A 25564-nucleotide genomic window follows, 5' to 3' on the forward strand; every position below is an offset into this window, starting at 1 on the left:
AGAGAGGATGTCAACAATGGAAAGAAGAGTGCCAATTACGGTTGAAGAAGCTGTTCGTAAAGTGATGGGATTTGCTGATAAGGGCTTAAAGGAGCTATTACCAATTGAATTAGCTTATGGACGTATATTAGCAGAGGATTTAGTAGCTGACCATGATGTACCGTCATTTAATCGTTCGCCGTATGACGGATTTGCTATTCGAGCAGAAGATACTAATTTAGCAAGTTATGAAACGCCAATTGTATTTGAAGTAGTGGGTGAAATTGGTGCAGGATCGCTATTCCATGAGAAAGTAGGTCCATTTCAAGCAGTTCGAATTATGACAGGAGCACAAATTCCGAATGGGTGTGATGCGGTTGTTATGTTAGAGCTGACTCGTTAATATGAGAAGAATGGCAACAATTATATGGAAGTGAAGCGATCATTCAAAACGGGCGACAATATTTCTTTTCAAGGTGAAGATGCTCGTAAAGGAACAGTTCTTGCAAAGAAGGGATCGTACATTAATCCAGGTATTTCAGCTCTTCTTGCTACATTCGGTTATAGTGAAGTACCAGTTGCGAGAAAGCCTGTAATTGGACTGTTAGCGACTGGGAGTGAATTACTGGATGTCAATGATTCATTACAGCCAGGGAAAATCCGAAACAGTAATACGTACATGATATTGTCTCAAATTCGAAGAGCGGGCGGAAGAGTAAAATATTTTGGGAAGTTTAGTGATGATTTTAATACGTGTTTTACAGCTGTGAAAGAAGCGCTTGGCCAAGTAGATATGTTAATTACAACGGGCGGTGTATCAGTAGGAGATTATGATTATTTACCAGCTATTTACGAAAAGTTAGGTGCATCTGTTCTTTTTAATAAAGTTGCAATGCGACCAGGAAGTGTTACGACTGTAGCACAATTAAATGGCAAGTTATTATTTGGTTTATCAGGGAATCCATCAGCTTGTTACGTAGGGTTTGAATTATTCGTAAGACCGTGTATTCGGACGTATATGTTTAGTGAAAAAGTACATTTAAAAAGAGAAAAAGCGTTATTAGGAGAAGATTTTCTAAAACCGAATCCATTTACAAGATTTGTACGAGCAAAATTGCAATATGATGAGGGGAAATTAATCGCTTATCCATCAGGGTTTGATAAATCTAGCTCAGTTTCTTCATTGGCAGAATCCAACGCGTTTATCGTATTGCCGGGCGGGACAAGAGGATATAAAAAAGATATGTTTGTCGATGTTCTTTTATTAGAAGATAACGAAGGTAGTGAATGGCCTTGGACATTTCATAAAGTGAGAGGTGGTTTTAATGGGACAAGTGCTATTTGAGATTGTAGATAAACCGATTTTAGTTGAAGAAGTAACGAATAAAGTCGCAAGAAGGGAAGCAGGTGCGATTACAACATTTATTGGTACGGTGAGAGAATTAACAAAAGGAAAACGAACGCTACATTTAGAGTATGAAGCATATAAACCGATGGCAGTAAAACAACTTATGAGAATTGGTGAAGAAATTAGTGAAAGATGGCTGGATGCAAAAGTAGCAATTACGCACCGTGTAGGGCGGCTAGAAATAATGGATATTGCGGTAGTCATTGCAGTTTCATCACCGCATCGTAAAGTAGCTTATGAAGCGAATGAGTACGCGATTGAACGTATAAAACGAATCGTTCCAATTTGGAAAAAAGAATTTTGGGAAGATGGAACGATGTGGGTTGGAGATCAACTTGAAAACACACCTTATCCAGAAGGAAAACCAAAGAAGGAAGAATGAAAAAATGATTACAATTTTACTGTTTGCAAATTTGCGTGAGGAAGTTGGATCGGATCGATTAGTAATTTCAGAAAAGCAAGAAATGACAGTGCAGCAATTAAAAGAATGGCTCAAAGCCAGCTATTGTTTACAATCGCTGGATAAAGTGATGGTGGCTGTTAATGAAGAGTTTGTAATAAATGAAGAGATGATAAAAGCCGGAGATATAGTCGCATTAATCCCACCCGTTAGCGGGGGATAATAAGCTTTTTCACCAGATGAAGTGCCAAGAAAATGTTGTATATAAATTAGAATAAGAGAAGGGATGAGTTCTATGCTTACTCAAGAACAAATAATGAATGCATTAAAACATGTAGAGGATCCAGAGTTACACAAAAGTGTTGTAGAATTAAATATGGTTAGAAATATACAAATGAACGGAACAGAGGTTAAACTTGAAGTAGTACTAACAATCCAAGGTTGTCCGTTAAAAGCAAAAATTCAACAAGATATTGAAGAATCGCTTCACGCAATTGGTGCCTCTAAAGTGGAGGTAACATTTGGTTCTATGACACAAGAAGAACGTGCAGCTTTAACAGAGAAGTTAAAGCGAAATACTAGAACAGAAACTGGTATGCCGAGCATGCTTCGCCCGGATTCAGGAGTACGTTTTATTACTGTAACGAGCGGAAAAGGCGGAGTTGGAAAATCAACGGTGACAATTAATCTTGCAACTGCACTAGCTCGTATGGGCAAAAAAGTGGGGATATTAGATGCAGATATATATGGTTTTAGTATTCCAGCTATGATGGAAACGAATAAGAAACCAACGATGATTGATCAAACGGCAATTCCAGTCATTAGTCACGGTGTTAAAATCATGTCGATGGGATTCTTTACAGAAGGAAATAACCCAGTGATGTGGCGCGGACCGATGCTAAATAAATGGATTCAAAATTTCCTTGCGAATACGCACTGGGGAGAATTAGATTATTTATTACTTGATTTACCACCAGGTACAGGAGATGTTGCGATTGATGTTGCAGCGATGATTCCGCAAGCGAAAGAAATAATTGTTACAACTCCGCACAATATAGCTTCATTCGTTGCTTCAAGAGTTGGTGTAATGGCAAAACATACGAAGCATGAGATTTTAGGTATTGTGGAAAATATGGCTTATTATGAAGAAGAAGATGGATCGAAAAATTATCTCTTCGGAAAAGGCGGCGGCGAAATGCTTGCAGAACAATTGCAAACAGAAGTAATTGCCAAAATACCTTTTGCGAAACGTGAAGAAAATAATGGTTCATCTGTATATGATGAAGATTCTCTTGTTGGAGAAGTGTTTACATCGTTAGCTGAGGATATTATTTATAGAGGATAGAGAGGGAAGTTTAGTATGGTATGTAACATTGATCATTCTATTGAAGATGTGATGAATAAGCTTGAAAGTCAAAAGAATTTTTTACCTGAAGGGATCTTTAAAGAGTTAAAGAGTTTTTTGCAAGGTATTCATTCACAGAAATTATTAAATGATGTTTTTCACCTCCTAAAAAAGTATGATTTAGTCAGTGAGGAAGAACGAGAGACGAGAAACGCACAATTGTTGTACATTTTGAATTAAGTACTCTTTGGCTTTAGAATTTTTTCAGAAGGGGTGAATGTGATGGATATGAAAAAGATGATTGAAACGATAGAAGTAACTAGAGTGACTGACGAGGAATTATCGATTTCGAATTTACATCCAAAGCTTGTGAAGTTGTATAGTCAAAAAGATAGTGCAGAGTATACGAAGCTATTAAAATATATTTTATCATTATCCGTACAGCTGAAGCTGAATCTTGTATTGAAATATTTTGGTGTACGTCCCATTGTTGCTGCAGACGAGCGTATGCAATTTCAAGAGATATTTAAATGCTTAGCTAAGAAAGATGAGAATGGGGAATGGTTTCTAAATTTTGTTTCTTTATATGTAGGGCTAATTGTAGTTCTTCGTTTTGATGAGAAAGTGATTGAGAGCAATTTTTTTGATGATATGGTAGTGGATGAATGTAATGAAATATAAGATTCTACTCATAACATTTTTCTATATTAAATGCTTTAACTGCGATTTTAGTTGGTTATGTAAATATGAAGGTAACTAATTAAGAAAAAGGAATGAAACTAGTTGGATAAAAAGAGTTCTTCAGTTGTTTCCGTCGTTTTTTCGTGTTACTATTAATCGAATTTTTCATAAGGAGAGAAAGCGATGAAATGGATTTATTTTCTTATTATTAACGTTATAGCTTTTAGCCTTATGGGGCTTGATAAACGAAAAGCAAAGAAGAAACAGTGGAGAACGCCAGAAAGTACGTTGTTTTTATCGGCGGCAGCTGGAGGAGCAGTTGGAGCTTGGATCGGCATGTATATGTTTCATCATAAAACTCATAAAAAGAAATTTGTTTTCGGCATACCGTTACTTGTTGTAATAACGGTATGTTTATTATTCGTTGTATGAGAAATGTCGAAAGAAATGCAGATTGATTATTGGTAAAGTGAGCATGTGAGACCGTATAATGGAGAAAAAATGAGAAGAGGAGAAAAAGGAAGATGGGGAGTCAATCAGCAGAGCAAAAAAAAGGGATACTATACGCGGCTGGTGCTTACACGATGTGGGGAATCCTACCGATTTATTGGAAATGGGTTGAGGAAGTTCCAGCAGATGAAATATTAGCACACCGCATCGTTTGGGCATTTGTTTTTATGTTACTCGTATTAGGTGTTACGAAGAGGTTTCGTCAGTTTATTGGGGAATTTGTGAATCTTTTTAAACGACCTAAATTATTAATGTCATTAACAATAGCTTCAGTCTTGATTAGCGGAAACTGGTTTGTTTACATATGGGCCGTTAATCATAATCATGTTATTGAAGCGAGTCTTGGCTATTATATTAATCCGCTTATTAGTATTTTACTTGGTACAGTCGTTTTAAAGGAAAAGTTAAACTTCTGGCAATATGTTGCAGTTGGTTTAGCTGGAGTGGGGGTTATCATTTTAACAGTGCGTTTCGGATCTATTCCGTGGGTTTCTCTTTCACTTGCCTTTTCATTTGGATTATACGGATTAACGAAAAAACTGTTAAACTATGATGCTACAATTGGACTTACGATGGAAACGATGTTAGTGACACCGCTTGCAATCATTTACCTTGTTATGACAGGCGCCCATGGTTTCGGCTCATTTGGATCTATTTCAATGTTATCGACATTACTATTAATAGGAGCAGGTATTGTTACAGCTCTACCACTTTTTTATTTTGCAAAAGGAGCCCAACTTATTCCGCTTTATATGGTAGGTTTTTTACAATATATTGCACCAACAATTAGCTTAATTTTAGGTGTATTCGTATTTGGTGAACATTTCACATCTACTCATATGATTGCATTTTTCTGTATATGGGTTGCATTATTTGTATTCTCGGTAGCGAAGACTAAGTTTTTAGTGCAGAAACAACCGAAATTTATAAAAAATAAATCAGCAAAAGTATCATAATGCGTAGTATTTTCTACGCATTTTTCTTTATACTTATATTATATAGAATTTCCATTATAGTCAGTAAGGAGCTGAGAACATGGAAACAATTTTACATAATGATCCGCTTATGGCAGCTGTAATTTCATGGTTTTTAGCACAATTAACGAAAGTAGTCTTCAAATTAGTTAAAACAGGTGAATTTGATTTTGCAAAGTTTTTTGCTTCAGGTGGGATGCCAAGTTCTCATGCTTCAACAGTTACAGCGCTTGCTACAGGAGTTGGAGTAGTGGAAGGTGTGGAAAGCTCGATGTTTGCGGTTGCTACAATTTTTGCCATTATTGTTATGTATGATGCTTCAGGAGTAAGGCTTGCAGTAAGTAAACAAGCAAAAATATTGAATGACTTTTTTCACGGTAGAGAAACAGAATATAAGAAGTTAAATGAACTTGTTGGGCATACACCGTATGAAGTAGTAGTCGGTGCTTTATTAGGGATTATTGTCGGAGTAGGGTATTGTTTATGAGCAGAACATTTTATATGTTCTGCTTTTCTTTGTTTTTATACATATTCAGCTACCTTTTTGAATATCGTTATACGGATTTCGAAAGGGTGGGTGAGCAACTTGTTATTATATGAAAAAGTGCATGAAGAAATAGCGAGAAGAACAACTGCACTTCAAACAATGCAACGGCAAGATGGTACGTGGCGGTTTTGTTTTGAAGGAGCGCCACTAACAGATTGTCATATGATTTTTTTATTAAAATTATTAGGTAAAGATAAAGAGATAGAACCGTTTGTAAAAAGATTAGCATCACTCCAAACAAATGAAGGAACATGGAAATTGTATGAAGATGAAGTGGGTGGTAATTTATCTGCTACAATTCAATCTTATGCTGCCTTACTTGCATCGGAAAAATATACAAAAGAAGATGTGAATATGAAGCGAGCGGAAATGTTTATAAATGAGCGCGGTGGGGTAGCGCGTGCTCATTTTATGACGAAGTTTTTATTAGCGATTCATGGAGAATATGAATATCCTTCTCTCTTTCATTTGCCAACACCAATTATGTTTCTGCAGAATGATTCCCCTCTCAGTATTTTTGAACTGAGTAGCTCAGCACGTATTCATTTAATTCCGATGATGTTGTGTTTAAATAAAAGATTTCGAGTAGGGAAAAAGTTATTGCCAAATTTAAATCACATTGCAGGCGGGGGCGGAGAATGGTTTCGGGAGGATCGGTCTCCAGTTTTTCAAACGTTAGTAAGTGACGTGAAGAAAATTATAACGTATCCACTTTCTTTGCATCATAAAGGATATGAGGAAGTAGAACGTTTTATGAAAGAGCGTATTGATGAAAATGGAACATTATATAGCTACGCAACTGCCTCGTTTTATATGATTTATGCTTTACTTGCATTAGGACATTCTATTCAATCACCAATTATTCAAAAAGCTATAACGGGAATCACATCTTATATATGGAAGATGGAGAGAGGGAGCCATTTGCAAAACTCTCCATCAACTGTATGGGATACAGCTTTACTCAGTTATGCTTTGCAAGAAGCTCAAGTTCCGAAAGCAAGTAAAGTGATTCACAATGCATCAGCATATTTACTAAGAAAACAGCAAACGAAGAAAGTAGATTGGAGTGTACATGCACCGGATCTCTTCCCGGGTGGTTGGGGCTTTTCGGATGTGAATACGACGATTCCAGATATTGATGATACAACTGCTGCGTTAAGAGCATTGGCGCGAAGTAGAGGGAACGAAAATGTAGACACTGCTTGGAAGCGAGCGGTTAATTGGGTTAAAGGATTGCAAAATAATGATGGTGGTTGGGGGGCTTTTGAAAAAGGGGTAACGAGCCGTATATTAGCAAATTTACCAATCGAAAATGCAAGTGATATGATTACAGATCCTTCTACACCAGATATTACAGGAAGAGTATTAGAATTTTTCGGAACGTATACGCAAAATGAATTGCCCGAGAAACAAAAACAAAGTGCGATAAATTGGTTAATGAATGTACAAGAGGAAAATGGATCGTGGTATGGGAAATGGGGAATTTGTTATATATATGGTACGTGGGCAGTGTTGACTGGTTTACGGTCACTAGGAATACCATCTAGCGATCCATCAGTGAAACGAGCAGCTTTATGGCTTGAACATATACAGCATGAAGATGGTGGCTGGGGAGAATCTTGCCAAAGTAGTGTGGAAAAAAGATTTGTTACTTTGCCATTTAGTACACCATCCCAAACAGCATGGGCGTTAGATGCCCTCATTTCTTACTATGATAAAGAAACGCCAGTCATTCGAAAAGGTATTTCATATTTGCTCTCCAACTCTTATATAAATGAAAAATATCCTACTGGAACAGGTTTACCAGGTGGGTTTTATATTCGTTATCATAGTTATGCTCATATATATCCATTGCTTACTTTGGCTCATTATGCAAAAAAATATAGAAAATAAACCGAGAGATGTCTCTCGGTTTATTTTGTTGGGTAGTAGGTCCCTTTTGAAAAGAATAAGGTTGTGATGTACCTTATTTTTCGGTTGATTGGCGCTTTTGACGTGCATCAGCGGCATTTGCACGTGCGTTTGCTTCTAAGTCATTGTGGTCAGCGAGTTCGCGAGAGAACTCAACATCAATGCCATCAGTTGCTTTGCTTTGTTTGAAATTCTTTTTGTTCATTCGACACAATCTCCTTGCGTTTATGCGACGTTGCAAAGTTAGTTTGACACAAATAGACTTTTTTATACAAAGAGGAATTGGAAAGCAAGGAGCCGAAATATACAGTATAAGTAATAGAAATGGGGGATAGGAATGGAGTTTTTAAATGGGAAAACAGCTGTTGTAACAGGAGCTGCACAGGGAATTGGAAAAGAGATTGCAAGGGTTTATGCAAAACTAGGGGCGAAAGTATTAATTAGCGATGTAAATGAAGAGAATCTACAAAAAACGACACGTGAGTTATCAGATGAAGGATATGAAGTGTGCTCATATCGATGTGATGTGAGTAATCAAAATGAAGCAAAGTCGTTAATTGAATATGCGGTTCAAAAATTTGGTACATTACATATTTTGGTGAATAATGCTGGAATTACAAGAGACGCAATGTTACATAAAATGGAGAAATCTGCTTGGGAACAAGTATTACAAGTGAATTTAACTGGAGTTTTTTATTGTATGCAACCCGCGCTTCTTTACATGAGACAACAAGGGTATGGACGCATTATTAATATATCTTCAATTAGTAGAGAAGGAAACATAGGTCAAGCAAATTATGCGGCTACAAAGGCAGGAGTTGTAGGATTAACGAAAACAGCAGCGAAAGAAGTTGGAAGTTTCGGTATTACTTGTAATGCGATTTGTCCGGGGTTTATGGATACAGATATGACCAAAACGATACCAAATAAAGTGAAAGAAAAGATGGTTGGCGCTATTCCAGTTGGTAGAATTGGAACGCCAGAAGATATTGCGAACGCAGCAGCCTTTTTAGCATCAGAATACGCATCTTATATTACAGGTGAAGTATTAAATGTGAGCGGAGGACTGCAAGTTTAAAGGAATACATAATGAAAAGAACCTGACCAGGTAGGTCAGGTTCTTTCTCATTAATTTAAGTTAAGCCAAACGCTCTTTACTTCTGTATAGTTATTTAATGCGTAAGATCCCATTTCACGGCCAAGACCAGATTGTTTAAATCCTCCAAATGGAGATGCTGCATCAAAGACGTTATAGCAGTTTACCCATACTGTACCTGCACGTACTTTACTTGCAACATAGTGTGCTGTTTTAACATTTTCTGTCCACACACCAGCCGCTAAGCCGAATTGTGATTTATTTGCACGTTCAATTACTTCGTCAATATCGTTAAACGGTATTGCAGAAATAACTGGACCGAAAATTTCTTCTTTTGCGATCGTCATTTCATCATTTACGTCAGCGAATACTGTAGGAGAAACGAAGTAGCCTTGATCGAATGGATTACTTCCTCCGCAAAGTACTTCAGCGCCTTCTTCAATCCCTTTTTCAATGTAGCCCATTACACGTTTTTGTTGTTCTTCGGAAACGAGAGGGCCAATTGTTGTTTCAGGGTTAAGACCGACACCTTGATTTAGTTTTTTAGAATAGAGGACGAGATCAGCCATGACATTATCATACATTTTCTTCGGAACAAATAAGCGTGATCCAGCAGAGCATACTTGTCCTTGGTTAAACATAACACCAGAAAGTGCACCAGGAATCGCGCGAGATAAATCAGCATCTGGCAATATGATATTTGGTGATTTACCGCCTAATTCAAGTGTAACGCGTTTTAATGTTTCGGATGCTTGTCGCATAATTTGTTTACCGACAGGAGTAGAACCGGTAAATGCAATTTTATCAACGAGTGGATGATTAACGAGAGCTTGTCCAGCTGATTCACCGAATCCAGGTACGATATTAATAACACCTTTCGGGAATCCAGCTTCTTCAATTAATTCAGCTAAGTATAGAGCAGATAGTGGAGTTTGTTCTGCAGGTTTTAAAACGATTGTACATCCTGTAGCAAGCGCTGCTCCCATTTTCCACATTGCCATAAGAAGCGGGAAGTTCCAAGGGATAATTTGACCAACGACACCAACAGCTTCATGGCGTGTATAGTTAAAGTAATCACCGGAAACAGGAATTGTTTGACCAACGATTTTCGTAGCCCATCCAGCGTAATAGCGCATATGCTCAATTGCAAGTGGTATGTCTGCTGCCATTGTTTCACGGATTGGCTTTCCGTTATCTAATGTTTCGAGCTGTGCAAGCTCTTCTTTATGTTCTTCCATTAAATCAGCTAACTTGTACATGAGACGGCTTCGCTCAGCGGTGCTCATACGAGACCAAGGACCTTCGTCAAAAGCCATACGAGCTGCGACTACAGCTTTATGAATATCTTCGCGACCAGCTTCAGAAACGACGGCAAGTGTTTCACCAGTTGCTGGGTTAGGTGTTTTAAACGTTTTACCGGAAGCGCTTTCAATGAAAGATCCATTCACATATAACTTTTTTGTACCTTGAAGAAATTTCTCTACCTTTTCATGAAGATTTACAGCTAGTTGACTCATTGTATAACCCCCTTGAAAATATAATGTAAACGCAGTACGAGACGGCGCTTATTCCGAAATCAAGGATGTGGAAACTAGATGGAAAGCCTCTAATTAAAATCATAATTAATAAATACTGAAAATTCAAATTTCATTTGTGTTACAATTGTAAAAAATATGTAATGTAAGAGAATCTTCTATATGATTATAAAAAATCCTGCTTGTTTTTGCTTTCTAGTAGGAAAAACTAGAAGAACAATGGTACAATAATACATCGTGAGAGGAGGGGTAAAAATGAAAGATTATCATGATGATCCACGCTTTCGAATAGCCCATAGAGAAGCGTTAATTGGTCTTGGACTTGCTATTATTAATTTTATAATTTGGTACGGATTTGCTTATGGGCTTGGTAGTAAAAATCCGAATGAATATACATATGTATTAGGTTTTCCCGCATGGTTTTTTTATAGCTGTATCGTTGGATTTATCGTTATGGTTATTTTACTTAGTTTAGTTGTTCGTTTTGTATTTCAAGATATTTCACTCGATGAGGAAGAAAAAAGTGAGGAATAATAGATGAATTGGTATGTAATCATTCCAATGATAATTTCGTTTATCGTTGTATTTTTAATTGGTGTATATGCTTCAAGACGTGTGCAAGCAACTGCTCATAATAAATTTTTACAAGAATATTTTCTTGGTGGGCGTGAGCTAGGCGGTTTATTATTAGCGATGACAATGATTGCTACGTACGGTAGTGCAAGTAGCTTTATTGGTGGCCCTGGTATTGCTTACAATATGGGTCTTGGATGGGTACTGTTATCTGCGATTCAAGTTGTAACAGGCTATATCGTTTTAACGGTTATCGGTAAAAAGTTTGCAATTATCGCTAGGAAGATGGAAGCAATTACTCTTATCGATTATTTAAAAGGGAGATACAATAATAAAGCAGTTGTTATACTTTCTGCGTTATGTATTATTATCTTTTTATTTTCAGCGACAGTAGCCCAGTGGGTCGGTGGTGGACGATTAATCGAGTCACTAACTGGTCTATCGTATACAACAGCACTATTTTTATTTACTTTTTCTGTACTTGTGTACGTATTAATTGGTGGATTTCGTGCAGTTGCTCTATCAGATACATTATTAGGAATCATTATGTTAGTTGGAACGACAATCATTTTAATTGCTACTGTCATTGCTGGTGGTGGAATTGAAAAGATTATGCAGGAACTTGTTCAAATTAATCCAAAGTTAATTACACCATTCGGAGCAGATGGCAGTTTAACGAAATCATATGTTACATCATTTTGGATTTTAATTGGAATTGGCGTTGTCGGCTTACCGCAAATTAGCGTGCGTGCCATGTCTTATAAAAATTCAAAAGCGATGCATCAAGCTTTAATAATTGGAACCGTTGTCGTTGGCACAATTATGATCGGTATGCATTTAACTGGTGTATTTGCAAGAGTAGTACTTCCAGGTATAACGGTACCAGATAAAGTAATGCCGCTACTTGCGATGGAAGTGTTACCTCCTTGGTTAGCTGGAGTTTTCTTAGCTGCACCGATGGCAGCGATTATGTCTACAGTAAACTCTTTATTATTACTTGTAAGCTCGTCAATTATTAAAGATATATATGTAAATTACATAAATAAAGATGCAGCAGACAGTACGATAAAAAAAGGAAGTTTGTGGATTACTGGTATTGTAGGACTACTCGTTTATGCAGCGGCGATTAAACCACCAGATTTTTTAATATGGCTAAATTTATTTTCTTTCGGTGGATTAGAAGCAGCATTCATTTGGCCAATCGTATTAGGGTTATATTGGAGGAAAGGAAATGCTACAGGAGCGCTTGCGTCTATTTTAGTTGGGGTAGGCTCATATATGTGTATTCATCTTTTCTATCCAAATCCGTTCGGTATACATACAGTTGTCTTCCCGATTTGTTTTGCGTTTATCGCTTATGTTATTGGAAGTATGAGTGCTGTAAAAAAAACAGTATAGGTTAGCTGAAGAACGTAGTCCTTATAAGACTGCGTTTTTTCGTATGAATTTGTTCTTTTTTTATTCTGTATATCCACGGTTATTCATAAATTAATAACAACTGAGGGGATGGAGTTGAGGTCGATGAAAAAAGTGTTATTTTTAGGAGACCCAGGAATTGATGACTCTTTAGCAATTATGTATGGATTGTTGCATCCTGATATTGATATTGTTGGTGTAGTAACGGGATATGGAAATGTAACACAAGAAAAGGCGACAAGTAATGCCGCATATTTATTGCAAATGGCAGGACGGGAAGATATACCTGTTATTAATGGTGCGAAAATTCCTTTATCCGGAGATATTACGACGTATTATCCAGAAATTCATGGGACAGACGGTTTAGGGCCAATTAAACCTCCAAAAACTTTTTCACCAAATATAAAGCCTTTTTGTACATTTTTTGATCTTCTTGAAAAATATAAAGGAGAATTAATAATAGTCGATGCTGGTAGATCAACAACATTAGCGACAGCATTTATTTTAGAAAAGCCGATGATGAAGTATGTGAAAGAATATTATATAATGGGCGGTGCTTTCTTAATGCCTGGCAATGTAACACCAGTCGCAGAGGCGAATTTTCATGGTGATCCCATTGCGTCACAATTAGTTATGCAAAATGCCAAAAATGTGACATTAGTGCCACTTAACGTTACATCTGAAGCAATTATTACACCGGAAATGGTAAAATATATTACGAAACACTCTAAAACGAGTTTTAATAAGTTAATCGAGCCGATATTTACGTACTATTATAAAGCTTATAGAAAGTTAAATCCGAAAATAAAAGGAAGTCCAGTACATGACGTCGTTACAATGATGGTTGCGGCAAATCCATCCCTTTTAGATTATGTATATCGTCGTGTCGATGTAGATACAGCTGGAATTGCAAAAGGAGAGAGTATTGCTGATTTTCGGCCTCAACCTGATGCAAAAGCATTAAAAAATTGGGTGCGAATTGGTTGGTCGTTACATTATAAAAAGTTTCTTGAGGATTTTGTGAAATTTATGACGTAGACATAATAGGAGCATACAAGTTAAAATAATGGAGATGGTTATGTAAATGACCATCTCCATTATTTTGTTTTTAAATGATAAATAGAGAAGAGTTACACAATAGGAGAGGAATTTTACTTGAAAAAAACTATAGTATGCGCAGTAATTGTGGGTATTTTTGTTTTGCTAATATCGGGTAACTTTTTAGTGAAAAAAGTGTGGAGTTCAAATAATGATGATGCACAGTATATTGCATCTTTTATTGAAGAACATAAAGATGAAAAAAATAGTGCGCTTCTAGTAAAGAGAAATGATAAAGTTGTTTATTCTGTAAACCCAAATGTTGTATTGCCAGTTGCTAGTACGATGAAATTAATTGTGGCGCTTGAATATACGAAACAAGTTACTGAAGGGAAAATTGATTCTTCTAGTTTCGTGTCGATTAATGATGTGAATCGCTATTATGTGCCGAATACAGATGGTGGTGCACAAGATAGATGGCAAAAGTATTTGGAGAAAACGGGCAAGATAACTGAAGGAGCGGTTTCTTTAGAAGAAGTGGCAAAAGGAATGGTTAAGTTTAGTTCGAATGCAAATGCTGAATACTTAATGGAATTGTTAGGATTAGATAACATCAATCGAAATTTACAAAGTTTATCACTTCCTGCACATCAACCACTATTTCCAATCGTTTCATCTTTGTATATCCCGGGATATTTGCATAAAGAATTACATGTTCCAAAATATAAAATAGAGAAAAAGTTAAAAGAAATGTCTCAAGAGCAATATCGTGAATATGCGATGATTATTCATGAACGCTTAAAGAAGAAGGGACCATTATTACAGAAGGAAATTCCGCTTTATTTAGAGGAACGTTACGACAAAATTTGGTCAGATAGATTACCAGCAGCTTCTGCAAATGATTATATGGTATTACTTCAAAAGGCAAACCATAAAGGTGGCTTGACAGAAGCTGAAGAAAAAGTGTGGGCAAATATCGTTGAAACAGACATGAGTGCCAAGAAATACCGTAAAACATTTAGACATGCTGGGCAAAAGAATGGTTATACACCATGGACGGTTACAAAAGCAGTTTACGCTATGGATAAACGTGGAAACTGTACGGAGATTGTGTTTTTGGCGAATAATTTAAATGAAGACGATAGTGCAGAAATACGGAAACATTTAGCAAACTTACATTTCCAAGTGTTGCAAAGTGATAAGTATGATGCGACTTTTATTAAATAAACTCGGTGCAGAGAGCACCGAGTTTATTTTGATGTACAGGCACTTTTTTTCTATCAATGGGTATGATGGGTAGTAATACTTAGGTGAGAGGGGAAAAGGTGATGAAACAGAGTAAGGAAGAGTTTATAAAGAGTGAAGGCGCTGATTTCCCTGGAAAAACATATGTGGATTGTGTATTGCAACATGTATTTGATTTTCAACGAAATTACTTATTGAAAGATATGTTTCAAGTGCATAAAGCACATATTACGATGCTGACTGAAGAAAGTTTAATAAAAATAGAAGAAGCTAAAGTTATATTAAACGCACTTAGAAAAGTAGAGCGAATACCAAAAGATAAATTGGTATATACAGAGCAGCATGAAGACCTCTTTTTTTTAATCGAACATTTAATTTCTCAAGAAGCGAAATGCGATTTTGTAAGTAATATGCATATTGGTAGAAGTAGAAATGATATGGGTGTAACGATGTATCGCATGAGTTTAAGGCGGTATATATTACGATTAATGGAACATTATTTGCTATTGCAAGAAAGTGTACTGCAACTTGCTGATGATCATAAGGAAACGATCATGCCAGCTTATACACATACACAACCGGCACAGCCAACAACATTTGGTCATTATACGTTAGCAATTTATGATACGATGCAAAGAGATTTAGAACGAATGAAAAAAACGTACCAGCTTTTAAATCAGTCTCCAATGGGGGCGGCTGCACTCTCTACAACAAGTTTCCCGATTAAACGAGAACGAGTTGCTCATCTACTTGGATTTACAACTGTAATTGAGAACTCATATGATGCTGTTGCCGGAGCGGATTATTTATTAGAAGTTAGCTCGCTACTTATGGTAATGATGACGAATACGAGTAGATGGATTCATGACTTTTTGTTGTTAGCAACGAAAGAATATGACGGTATTACTGTTGCAAAGCCATATGTACAAATTAGTAGTATTATGCCGCAAAAACGAAATCCGGTTTCAATTGAACACGCTCGTGCAATTACGAGTAGTGCTTTAGGAGAAGCATTTACAGTATTTCAAATGATTCATAATACACCATTTGGTGATATTGTCGATACGGAAGATGACTTGCAGCCATATTTATATAAAGGGATTGAAAAGGCGATTCGTGTTTTTTGTATGATGAATGCAGTGATCCTAACGATGAAAGTAGAAGAAGAAACGTTAAAAAGTCGTTCCTATAAACATGCAATAACGATAACGGATTTCGCTGATGTTTTAACGAAAAATTATGAAATTCCATTTCGGCATGCTCATCATGCAGCAAGTGCTATTGCAAATATGTCATTGGAGCAGAAAAAAGAACTACATGAATTACACTTCAAAGATGTAAATATGTATTTGCAAGAACATTTTAAAATAAATTTATTAGAAAAAGAGTGGAAAGAAATTATATCGCCAGAAGCTTTTATTCAAAAAAGAAATGTATACGGTGGACCGAGTAAAAAAGAAATGAAGCGTATGATTAAAAATCGAAAAGAGTCCTTTCGAAAAGAAGAAGATGTATTTGAAAAGGAAAAACAGAGAATTTTACAAGCTGAAAATGCCTTGAATACATTAGCTTTGAATATTATTGAATCGTAAAAGAGGGATTTAATGAATTAATCGCCAATACTTAATTAAAATATAAATAGAGAGAAGAGATTGTCGATGATTCAATTACATGTATATGAAGAGATTTTTCATTTTAAAGAAGATGTTACACCATTTCTAGAAAAGAATGAGCAGGAAAACAATCTCATATTAGGTGTATTACAAATGGTTCAAGAACCGATATTTATGGGGATAGCGAAACAAGGAGAAGACATTGCGGTTGTATTTCTGCAAACAGAAGAGAAGAAACAAATCATTGTTGCAACTTCTGAAATTTCGGGAGTAGCTATTGAGGAACTTGCAAAAGAGTTAACGAAAGTATATCCGGATATTCCTGGATTGATCGGTAATAAGAAAATTGTACAGAAATTAGCGGAAGAGATTGCGGTATTAGAAAATAAGAAAATGAATGTTGCAATGGAGCAAGGTGTGTATGAGTTGAACAGAGTAAAGAAGAAGTGTAATGCGAATGGACTTTTTCGAGCGGTAAATAATGATGAATTACCATTAATAGAACAGTGGATATATCAATTTTGTGAAGATGTAAAGCTTCCTACTACGAAAGAAGAAGCAAAACAAACTGCATATACATTAATAACTACAAATCGACTGTTTGGTTTGGAAGTGGATGGGAAACTCGTTTCTGTAGCTGCAAAAACGAGACCAACTAAAAATAATATAACAGTTAATTTTGTATATACGCCGAAAGAAGCAAGGAAAAAGGGATACGCATCTAAGTGTGTAGCGGCACTTAGTCAACATATGTTAGATGAAGGGTACAAGACGACTACGTTATATACTGATTTAGCGAATCCGACATCGAATAAAATTTATCAAGAAATTGGTTATGAGCAAATTGCGGAGTCTGTGCTTATATTTTTAGAGAAGTAGAACAAAAAGGCGTGCTATTTTAGCACGCCTTTTTGTTATTCATCGATTCTAATAACCTCGCCTTGAGGGAAGTCCTCAGTTTCTAGTAAGTTACGAATAGCTTTCGCAACATATTCAGGTGATAATAGTTTTCCTTCTTCTTTTAATGCAATGAAGCGGTCCAAATTTATGAAATCTTCTTTATTTGTTTCGCGAATTTGTGATTGCATATTTGTATCAACAACGCCAGGTGCAAAAGCGACGATTTTTACTGGATATTCTTTTTCCGCTTCTTCAGTTGCTACGCACTGTGTAAACATATTTACACCAGCTTTCGTTGTACAATAAGCGCCCCAGCCAAAGTAAGGGTTTTTTCCTGCACCAGATGAAATGTTAATAACGCGTTTATCTACTTTCCAGTCTTTCGTATGTTTCATAAATGTAGATGTAAGAATCATAGGTGCAAGTAAATTAATGTGAACGTTCGTAATGAATTGTTCACTTTCAGCTTTTTCAATTGGCTTCATAGGTGCAACTGTACCCGCATTATTAATTAAATGAATAGAGGATACATTGTCTTTTTTAATAGATGAAATGATCTCTTTAAAGTTAGTTTCTAAGTTATGTACATCTTGAAGATCTAGGGAATGAAAAATGCAATTGCTGTTATATTGCTCTGCAAGTTTTGTAAGCTCTTGATTTTCTCTTCTAGAAATAGAGATGACAGTTGTATTTTTTTCTAATAATTGCGTAGCGATTGCCTCACCTAAACCTTGTGAAGTTCCTGTTATGATAACGTAGCGCATAGTTTTATAAACCCCTCTCATATGTGCGGAATTTTGTTGGACAACGTACATTGTATAGTTTGTCTACATTTTATAGTATAGAGCACTTTTTACTATAATTGAAATGAGATGATTGTGTGCCTTTTATAAATAGGTTTACGACAACAGTACCTGGTGCCGTCACGTTTACTGGGAATACGCTGGGACTTAGCCCTACATCACCTGCACCAGGTAATATTTTTGGTACACTTGCTGTGTTTACGACAGTAAATACAGCATTGCAAGTACCAGGGTTCCCAGCAGGGACAACAGATGAATGGCAATTGAATTCTTCAAGTGCAATTTTAAATCTTCCAGCGGGAAGCAGTGTATTATATGCAGAATTAGTTTGGGCTGGTACTTTCCGGACTGATACGGAAGATGTGTTACCATTTTTAAATGATAACATTACATTTACAACGCCAGCAGGGACGTTTTCTGTTACGCCAGATCCTGCTACCGCGCAGCAAGGTTCAGTAGGAAATCAGTTTTATTATGCTCGCTCTGCCAATGTAACAAATCTTGTTAGTGCAGGTGGAGCAGGCACATATACAACGGGTGCTGTGCCAGCTGCAAGAACTTCAGCCGACCCGACAATCAGTCGTTCAGCTGGATGGACGCTTGAGGTTGTGTATCAAAATGCAAGTTTACCACTTCGAAATTTGTCAGTATATGCAGGTCAAGAAATTATCGATGCTTCATCCCCGCCAGTTGATGCTACAATTTCAGGTTTTGCTACGCCGGCAACAGGAGCTGTTACAGGAAGAGTGCTCGTAACTGCTCAAGAAGGTGATTCTAACATTGTTGGAGATCAACTTCGCTTTGGGCCGAATGCAAATGCTACAGTTGCATTATTCGGACCGAGAAATCCTGCGAATAATTTCTTTCAGTCACAAATTTGTAATGATAGTGGAAATTTAGATACGAGCGGCACGTTTGGAGATTTGAATCAGCCGTTAGGGGTAGCTTTGGCCGTCCGAAGACAAGGGTGGGATATTACGAATGTAGATGCCTCCTCATCTTTAGTAAACAGTCAAACATCAGCAACGGTTCGATTTGTTACAAATGGAGATGGATACGCAGCAGCTGGTTTTGGTGTTCAAATTGATGCAACAGGTCCAATTATTAATCCTGTTAAATCAGTTAATAGAACAGTCGCAGGGGTAGGGGATATTCTCACTTATACGATTACGGTCCCAAATACAGGAACAGGAAGTGCAGAAAACGTTGTATTACGTGATAGTATTCCGAACGGAACGACGTTTGTTGCAGGTAGTGTTACGGTAGGGGGAGTAACACAGCCGAATGCAAACCCTTCTAATGGAATTAATTTAGGTACAATCCCAAATAACACGCAAAGAATTGTTACATTTCAAGTTCGAATAATATCATTCCCGAATCCCAATCCTATTTTAAATCGTGCAATGGTGTCATATCAATTTCGTCCTTTCGTTGGTAGTCCTCCTATTACAAGTACGTCTTCTTCAAACACAGTACAAACGACAGTGAATCAAGCAACTATAAGTATGCAGAAATCTGTAGATTTACAGACGGCAACGCTTAATGATGTATTAACGTACACAGTTAATATCACAAATAATGGAAATGTCACTGCGAGCAATGTTATTTTTGTTGATAGTATCCCTGCTGGAACAACATTTGTCGCAAATAGCGTTACGGTAAATGGAGTAGCGCGTCCAGGAGCGAATCCAGCAAGTAGTATTAATCTAGGAAGTATTAATGCTTCGCAAACGACTGTAGTGCGCTTTCAAGTTCGAGTAACATCGAACCCTCTTGTCAATCCAATTCCAAACCGTGCAAGTGCAACATTTACCTTTACTCCAGTGCCTGGTCAACAACCAGTTTCAGGGCAAGCGACAAGTAATACTGTAGTTACGACAATTAATATAGCTGATATAACAACGAGAAAAACAGTGGATAGAGCTTTTGCAACGGTTAACGATGTTCTTACGTACACGGTAACAATTCAAAATACAGGAAATGTACTTGCAACGAACGTTATTTTTCAAGATCCAATACCAATTGGAACGACATTTATAGCAAATAGTGTGACTGTGGATGGGGTTTCACAACCTGGGGTAAATCCAGCGACTGGGTTTACAGTAGCAAATATATCTCCCGGCGGAAGTAGGACAGTGACTTTTCAAGTACGAGTGACATCAACGCCATCAGGAGGCACAATTGCGAATCGCGGAAATGTAACTGCTAATTTCGTCGTTATTCCAAATCAGCCACCAATAACGATTAATAGACAAACGAATACAGTTGTGACACAAGTTAATACAGGCGGTTTAAATGTAATAAAAGAAGTGAATACAACGCAAGCGGCAGTAGGAGACACTTTAACATACACAATTGCCGTTCAAAATACAGGGAATGTTCCGTTAACAAATGTATTTTTCCAAGACCCTATTTCTTCTGCTGTTTCATTTGTTGCAAATTCTGTAACAATTAATGGAGTACAGCAAAGTGGACTAAATCCGAATACAGGATTCTCTCTTCCGAATATTCCTGCGGCTCAAACGGTTGTAGTCACATTTGACGTAGTAATTGTACAGAATCCAGAAAATGAAGATATTTTAAATCAAGCAAATGTAACAGCAAGCTTTCAAGTGAATCCGAATGAACCACCAGTAACAATCAATGTACCGAGTAATGTTGTGAATACGACAGTACAATCAGGAAACTTTGAAGTTGTGAAAGCAGTCAATACGGATGTTGCAACAGTAGGGGATATTTTAGTATATACAATAGAAGTCATAAATGCAGGTAGTGTACCAGCTACGAATGTATTTTTCCAAGATTCAATTCCCCAAGGGACATTATTTATTGAAAATAGTGTAGTTGTGAATGGTGTTTTACAAGAAGGGGCAGATCCAGAACTTGGATTCCCATTAAATAATTTGCCTACTGGCGCCAGTGTTATTGTTACATTTGAAGTATTAATTGATGAAATTCCCCAAGGGAATAATGTTGTAAATAATGCGAATGTAACTGGAGATTTCCTTGTAAATCCAACAGAGCCGCCGATTACTGTAACAGTACCAAGTAATACTGTTATGACGATCGTGAATTCTTCAGGGTTAAATGTAATGAAAAGTGTAAGTGCTACTGAAGCCGGTGTAGGAGATACGTTAACGTATACAGTTCGTATACAAAATAGTGGAACGGTGACAGCGACAAATGTATCATTCCTTGATCCGATTCCAGTTGGAACCACTTTTGTAGCGAATAGTGTAACAATAAACGGGACGCCTCAACCAGGTTTAAACCCGACAACTGGATTTCCACTTGCTAATATTCCAGTAGGAGGAATGGTGACGGTCACTTTTCAAGTGACAATCACGAGTGTACCACCAAATAGAGTTCTTCCGAATAATGCGAATGTCACTGCTGATTTCCAAGTAAGTCCTCTCCAGCCACCAATTACAATTGTAACGATTAGTAATATTGTTGTGACGCGAGTGAATGTAGGATCACTTAATGTAATGAAGAGTGTAAATACACTACAAGCCGGTGTAGGAGATACGTTAACGTATACGATTCTTATTCAAAATACAGGAACTGTTCCTGCAACGAATATTGTTTTTCAAGATCCAATTCCGTCTGGTACTGCCTTTGTAGCAAATAGTGTGACGATAAATGGAGTCGTACAGCAAGGCGCGGATCCTATGCTAGGTTTCCCGGTACCAAATATTCCGGTCGGGCAAACGGCTACGATTACGTTTCAAGTTACAGTGACGAGTGTTCCGAGCGGTGGAAATATAAGAAACCAATCGAACGTTACTGCAAGTTTTCTTATAAATCCAGCAAACCCTCCAATAACGACTGTTACAAATAGTAATTTTGTAGTGACGCAAGTAAACACAGCACAGTTAAATATACAAAAATCTTCATCTGTACAACAAGCAGCACTTGGAGAAACTTACACGTATTCTGTTGTTATTCGAAATAACGGTACAGTAACAGCAACGAATGTCTCTTTCCTTGATCCAATTGCTTTAGAAACAACTTTTGTAGCAAATAGTGTAACGATAAATGGAACGCCACAACCTGGATTTGACCCAAATGTTGGTTTCCCGCTTCCTAATATTGCAGCTGGAACATCATTGACAGTAACGTTCCAAGTTACGGTAGTTGCACCGTCTACACGTGGAGCAGTATTAAATACAGCATCTGCTACAGCCACTTTCTTATTAAATCCTTTACAGCCACCTGTAACAACAACGAATTCAAGTAATACAACGGTAGTTACAATACCGTTACCTCCTCCTGGTGAAGTAACTGCAACAAAAACAGTTGATGTTGCAACTGGGGCCGTTGGGGATGTATTAACGTATACTGTGCTCATTTCAAACGTAGGAATTATCCCTGTTACAGATGTGTTCTTCCAAGATGTCATACCAGAAGGAACGACGTTTGTTGACAATAGTGTAACGATAGGTGGAGTGCAGCAACTTGGTTTAAATCCAGAAATAGGATTTACAGTTACTCCATTATTAATCGCTGGTGGAAGTATTGAGGTCACATTCCAAGTGACGATTACAGAAATTCCAGATAATGAAGTCATATTAAATGATGCAGATGTTACATTTACTTCACAACCAAATCCGCAGGAACCACCGATTACGGAAACGATATTAACAAATTTAGTCGTTACGACAATTAATATAGCGTTTATTTTTCCATTGAAACTAGTAGATAAAGAAGTAGCGACGGTAGGAGAAATATTAACGTATGATGTATTGATTTTTAATTTCGGAACAGTGCCAGCGACGAATGTTCAATTTATCGATACTACTTCCGCGGGTGTAGCATTTGTACCAGGAAGTGTGAGCATAAACGGGGTACCAGCACCAGGATTAGATCCTTTCATTGGTTTTACAGTTCCAGATATACCTGTCGATGATTTTGTACTTGTCACATATCAGGAAGTGGTTACAAGCATACCAGAAGGTGGAACGATTGTTAATTTTGTAGACGTTACAGCTACATTTGCTGTAAGTGAAACAGAACCGCCTATTACGGAAACAACGACAAGTAATACGACATTAACAGAAATCAATGAGCCTGGTTTGAATGTTTTAAAATCAGTGAGTCAGCCGGTTGTTGCAGTAGGCGATACAATCACATATACAACAGTAGTTCAAAATACAGGAACAGTGCCAGCAACGAATGTTCAATATAGTGATGTATTACCTTCCTCTATAGCATTCGTGCCGAACAGTGTAACGATAGATGGTGTGTTACAACCTGGATTCAATCCGAATAACGGATTCCCGCTTCCAGATATAAATCCAGGTGAAAGTGTAGAAGTCATCTTCCAAGTAACCGTTGTTAGTGCGCCATCAAACGGAACAATTGCCAATACGGCAAATGTAACTGGAAGTTTTGTATTAGTACCAGGAGAACCACCAGTTATAGTAACAGAGCCGAGCAATACAACACTTACAACTGTAAATAGAGGGCAATTTAATGTTATTAAACAAGTAAATAGGGTTGCTACTCTCGTTGGAGATATATTAACGTATACGGTTCAAATAACAAATACAGGAACAGTAACAGCTAATGCTGTTCAGTTTGTTGATACCATTTCAGCAGGAGCGTCATTTGTACCAAATAGTGTAACGATAAATGGAGCCCCGCAACCAAACTTAAATCCGATTACTGGATTTGGAGTTGGAGATATCCCAGTTGGTGAAACAGTTATAGTGACGTTTCAAGCGACAGTTACAAACATCCCGTCATCAGGAACAATTACGAACGTTGCAAATATAACAGGAAGCTTTACTTTAGTGCCAGGAGAACCACCAGTTGTAGTAACAGAGCCGAGTAATACGACGATAACTAGAGTGAATAGAGGACGATTCAGCGTTATAAAATCTGTAAATAAAGAAGCGACACGATTAGGAGATACGTTAACGTATAGTGTGCAAGTTACAAATACGGGAACGGTAACAGCAACGAATGTTCAGTTTATCGATGTTCCATCACCTAGTTTAGAATTCGTTCCTGGAAGTGTACAAATAAATGGGATTCCGCAAGTAGGTTTAGATCCATTTGTAGGCTTTGCATTGCCTGATCTTGCAGTAGGGGATAGTGTATTAATTACATTTGAAGTAAATGTAATCGCAGTTCCGCCTTCTAGTAGCATTATGAATACAGCAAGAGTAACGGGTGATTTCGAATTGATTCCAGGAGAACCTCCGTCTACAATTACAAATTCAAGTAATACGACGGTTACGCCGGTAAATAGAGGTAGCTTAGATATGCTAAAAGAAGTAGACCATTCAGTTGTTGGTGTAGGAGAAACGGTAACGTATACTGTTCGTATATTAAATACTGGTACTGCTGATGCAATGAATGTTCAATTTATCGATGTGCTATCTCAGGAAGCTGATTTCGTTCCAAATAGTGTAACGATAAATGGGGTTCCGCAACCGGGGTTAAATCCGCAGATTGGATTTACGATACCTGACATACCAGTTGGTGAGACGTCACTTGTAACATATGAAGCTACGATTACAAGTTTTCCGGATGGTGGTACAGTAGTGAACGTTGCTGGGGCGTTAGCAGAATATATTTTAGTACCAGGGGAGCCGCCAGTTACAGTGATGGATACAAGCAATACAGTTATAGTGACGGTAAATACTGCAATCTTATTTGTTGCAAAAGGAGCAAACTTTGAAGTAGCAATGATAGGGGATGTTGTCACTTACGGAATCGCTGTTATAAATGATAGTACAGTTCCTGTGACCAATATTGTGTTAACAGATATCATTGATCCGAATACGCTATTTATAAATGGTACGGTAACGGTAAATGATGTACCTCTTCCATTTGCTAATCCGAATACTGGTATTCCGTTAGGTGATTTTCAGCCAAATGATGCAGCAATTATTAATTTCCAAGTTGTAATAATAGGAGGGCAAGTAAATAATTTAGTTACAAATACTGCTACAGCGAATGGGCTTGCAACTGTAAATCCGAATGAGCCGCCAGTAGTAGTTGAAGGTGATAGTAATACAGTTGTTATCCCGTTTATTCCTCAAAATGTCTCAACGACAGTCGTAAAAACGGCAGATTTACAGGTAGCAACAATTGGAGATGTCATTACGTTTACGACAGTCATCACAAATACGGGTGATACTGTAATGCAAAATATTCGTTTTCAAGATATGTTAGATAGTAGTGTTCGATTTGTTCCTGGAAGTGTAACGGTTGATAATACGCCAGTGCCGAATGTAAGCCCGGCAGTAGGATTTCTTATCGGAAGTTTAAATCCTGGTGAAGCAAGGACAGTTTCGTTCCAAGTAGCAGTACAGAGCGCGCCAAATGGTTCAGGAAATTATATAAATCAAGCGAGTATTCGTTTTGAACATCAAGTAGGCACAGTATTGCCACCTGTTACACAAATAGTAGAAAGTAACATAGTTGTCATTCCATTTGTTCCAACGATTGAACAAATTTGCGAAACGAATCTTAATTGCTTAGGGAAAATTCCTTTTCAATGTTCTCCGTGTGATCATTTGCAAATAAAGAAAAAATAAATGAAGAAAGAGCATCCTGTAAGAGAAGGATGCTCTTTCT

20 protein-coding genes and 1 pseudogene are annotated in these 25564 nt (G+C 37.3%); 18 read left to right on the top strand and 3 right to left on the bottom strand.

Annotated features, from left to right (window positions below):
• Positions 1–16 precede the first annotated feature (16 nt).
• The 10 genes and pseudogenes from ACTFRM_RS07820 (at position 17) to ACTFRM_RS07865 (ending at position 7737) form a co-directional block, all read left to right on the top strand.
• Positions 17–1324: pseudogene (locus ACTFRM_RS07820) on the top strand (molybdopterin molybdotransferase MoeA).
• Complete coding sequence (moaE, locus tag ACTFRM_RS07825; RefSeq protein ID WP_000531881.1) at positions 1305–1769, top strand: molybdopterin synthase catalytic subunit MoaE; 465 nt, start codon at positions 1305–1307, stop codon at positions 1767–1769. Before ACTFRM_RS07820 ends, moaE begins: the two are co-directional and overlap by 20 nt.
• A 4-nt stretch (positions 1770–1773) precedes the next feature.
• On the top strand, positions 1774–2010 hold the full coding sequence (moaD, locus tag ACTFRM_RS07830) for a molybdopterin converting factor subunit 1 (RefSeq protein WP_000628499.1): 237 nt from the start codon (positions 1774–1776) through the stop codon (positions 2008–2010).
• A 72-nt stretch (positions 2011–2082) separates the two neighbouring features.
• Entirely contained in the window at positions 2083–3132 is a 1050-nt protein-coding gene (locus tag ACTFRM_RS07835) for a P-loop NTPase (RefSeq protein ID WP_000957507.1), read from the top strand.
• Between the two features lie 15 nt (positions 3133–3147).
• Positions 3148–3372, top strand: coding sequence for a hypothetical protein (locus ACTFRM_RS07840; protein WP_000227056.1), 225 nt, complete (start codon positions 3148–3150; stop codon positions 3370–3372).
• A gap of 42 nt (positions 3373–3414) precedes the next feature.
• A complete protein-coding gene (locus tag ACTFRM_RS07845; RefSeq protein WP_000367297.1) occupies positions 3415–3813 on the top strand; it encodes a hypothetical protein in 399 nt (132 codons plus the stop codon).
• Positions 3814–3996: 183 nt separating this feature from the next.
• Positions 3997–4245 (top strand): DUF1294 domain-containing protein, encoded by a 249-nt coding sequence (locus ACTFRM_RS07850; protein ID WP_000871349.1) that lies wholly within the window; start codon positions 3997–3999, stop codon positions 4243–4245.
• Positions 4246–4337: 92 nt separating this feature from the next.
• Positions 4338–5279, top strand: a complete 942-nt coding sequence (rarD, locus tag ACTFRM_RS07855) for an EamA family transporter RarD (RefSeq protein WP_000535539.1) — start codon at positions 4338–4340, stop codon at positions 5277–5279.
• Positions 5280–5358: 79 nt separating this feature from the next.
• Positions 5359–5784, top strand: a complete 426-nt coding sequence (locus tag ACTFRM_RS07860) for a divergent PAP2 family protein (protein ID WP_000447820.1) — start codon at positions 5359–5361, stop codon at positions 5782–5784.
• Positions 5785–5883: 99 nt separating this feature from the next.
• The gene (locus ACTFRM_RS07865) at positions 5884–7737 is read left to right on the top strand and encodes a terpene cyclase/mutase family protein (RefSeq protein WP_000928145.1); all 1854 of its coding nucleotides are present in this window, start codon (positions 5884–5886) and stop codon (positions 7735–7737) included.
• A gap of 73 nt (positions 7738–7810) precedes the next feature.
• On the opposite strand, the gene ACTFRM_RS07870 is transcribed toward ACTFRM_RS07865, so the two are convergent.
• Complete coding sequence (locus ACTFRM_RS07870; protein WP_001035815.1) at positions 7811–7960, bottom strand: YfhD family protein; 150 nt, start codon at positions 7958–7960, stop codon at positions 7811–7813.
• A 132-nt stretch (positions 7961–8092) separates the two neighbouring features.
• On the opposite strand from ACTFRM_RS07870, the gene fabG reads away from it, so the two are divergent.
• The gene (gene fabG / locus ACTFRM_RS07875; RefSeq protein ID WP_088322464.1) at positions 8093–8833 is read left to right on the top strand and encodes a 3-oxoacyl-ACP reductase FabG; all 741 of its coding nucleotides are present in this window, start codon (positions 8093–8095) and stop codon (positions 8831–8833) included.
• A gap of 50 nt (positions 8834–8883) precedes the next feature.
• Here fabG and dhaS read toward each other — a convergent pair whose 3' ends face one another.
• Positions 8884–10368, bottom strand: a complete 1485-nt coding sequence (dhaS, locus tag ACTFRM_RS07880; protein ID WP_000080281.1) for an aldehyde dehydrogenase DhaS — start codon at positions 10366–10368, stop codon at positions 8884–8886.
• Positions 10369–10641: 273 nt separating this feature from the next.
• On the opposite strand from dhaS, the gene ACTFRM_RS07885 reads away from it, so the two are divergent.
• From ACTFRM_RS07885 to ACTFRM_RS07910, 6 genes are all read left to right on the top strand, one after another.
• Positions 10642–10920: a YhdT family protein gene (locus tag ACTFRM_RS07885; protein WP_000656239.1), complete on the top strand. Its 279-nt coding sequence runs from the start codon at positions 10642–10644 to the stop codon at positions 10918–10920.
• 3 nt (positions 10921–10923) lie between these two features.
• A complete protein-coding gene (panF, locus tag ACTFRM_RS07890; protein WP_001104820.1) occupies positions 10924–12357 on the top strand; it encodes a sodium/pantothenate symporter in 1434 nt (477 codons plus the stop codon).
• A gap of 123 nt (positions 12358–12480) precedes the next feature.
• A complete protein-coding gene (locus ACTFRM_RS07895) occupies positions 12481–13413 on the top strand; it encodes a nucleoside hydrolase (protein ID WP_000756458.1) in 933 nt (310 codons plus the stop codon).
• Between the two features lie 117 nt (positions 13414–13530).
• Positions 13531–14640: a serine hydrolase gene (locus tag ACTFRM_RS07900; protein ID WP_000751366.1), complete on the top strand. Its 1110-nt coding sequence runs from the start codon at positions 13531–13533 to the stop codon at positions 14638–14640.
• A gap of 101 nt (positions 14641–14741) precedes the next feature.
• On the top strand, positions 14742–16250 hold the full coding sequence (gene argH, locus ACTFRM_RS07905) for an argininosuccinate lyase (protein WP_025687003.1): 1509 nt from the start codon (positions 14742–14744) through the stop codon (positions 16248–16250).
• Positions 16251–16316: 66 nt separating this feature from the next.
• A complete protein-coding gene (locus ACTFRM_RS07910; RefSeq protein ID WP_000615372.1) occupies positions 16317–17150 on the top strand; it encodes a GNAT family N-acetyltransferase in 834 nt (277 codons plus the stop codon).
• Positions 17151–17185: 35 nt separating this feature from the next.
• On the opposite strand, the gene ACTFRM_RS07915 is transcribed toward ACTFRM_RS07910, so the two are convergent.
• On the bottom strand, positions 17186–17935 hold the full coding sequence (locus ACTFRM_RS07915; protein WP_001271069.1) for a (S)-benzoin forming benzil reductase: 750 nt from the start codon (positions 17933–17935) through the stop codon (positions 17186–17188).
• A gap of 116 nt (positions 17936–18051) precedes the next feature.
• Here ACTFRM_RS07915 and ACTFRM_RS07920 point away from each other — a divergent pair, with 116 nt between their 5' ends.
• Positions 18052–25524, top strand: coding sequence for a DUF7507 domain-containing protein (locus ACTFRM_RS07920; RefSeq protein ID WP_088322462.1), 7473 nt, complete (start codon positions 18052–18054; stop codon positions 25522–25524).
• Positions 25525–25564: the final 40 nt, after the last annotated feature.

Source organism: Bacillus cereus group sp. MYBK227-1 (genome assembly GCF_051916325.1).
Lineage (GTDB): Bacteria > Bacillota > Bacilli > Bacillales > Bacillaceae_G > Bacillus_A > Bacillus_A cereus.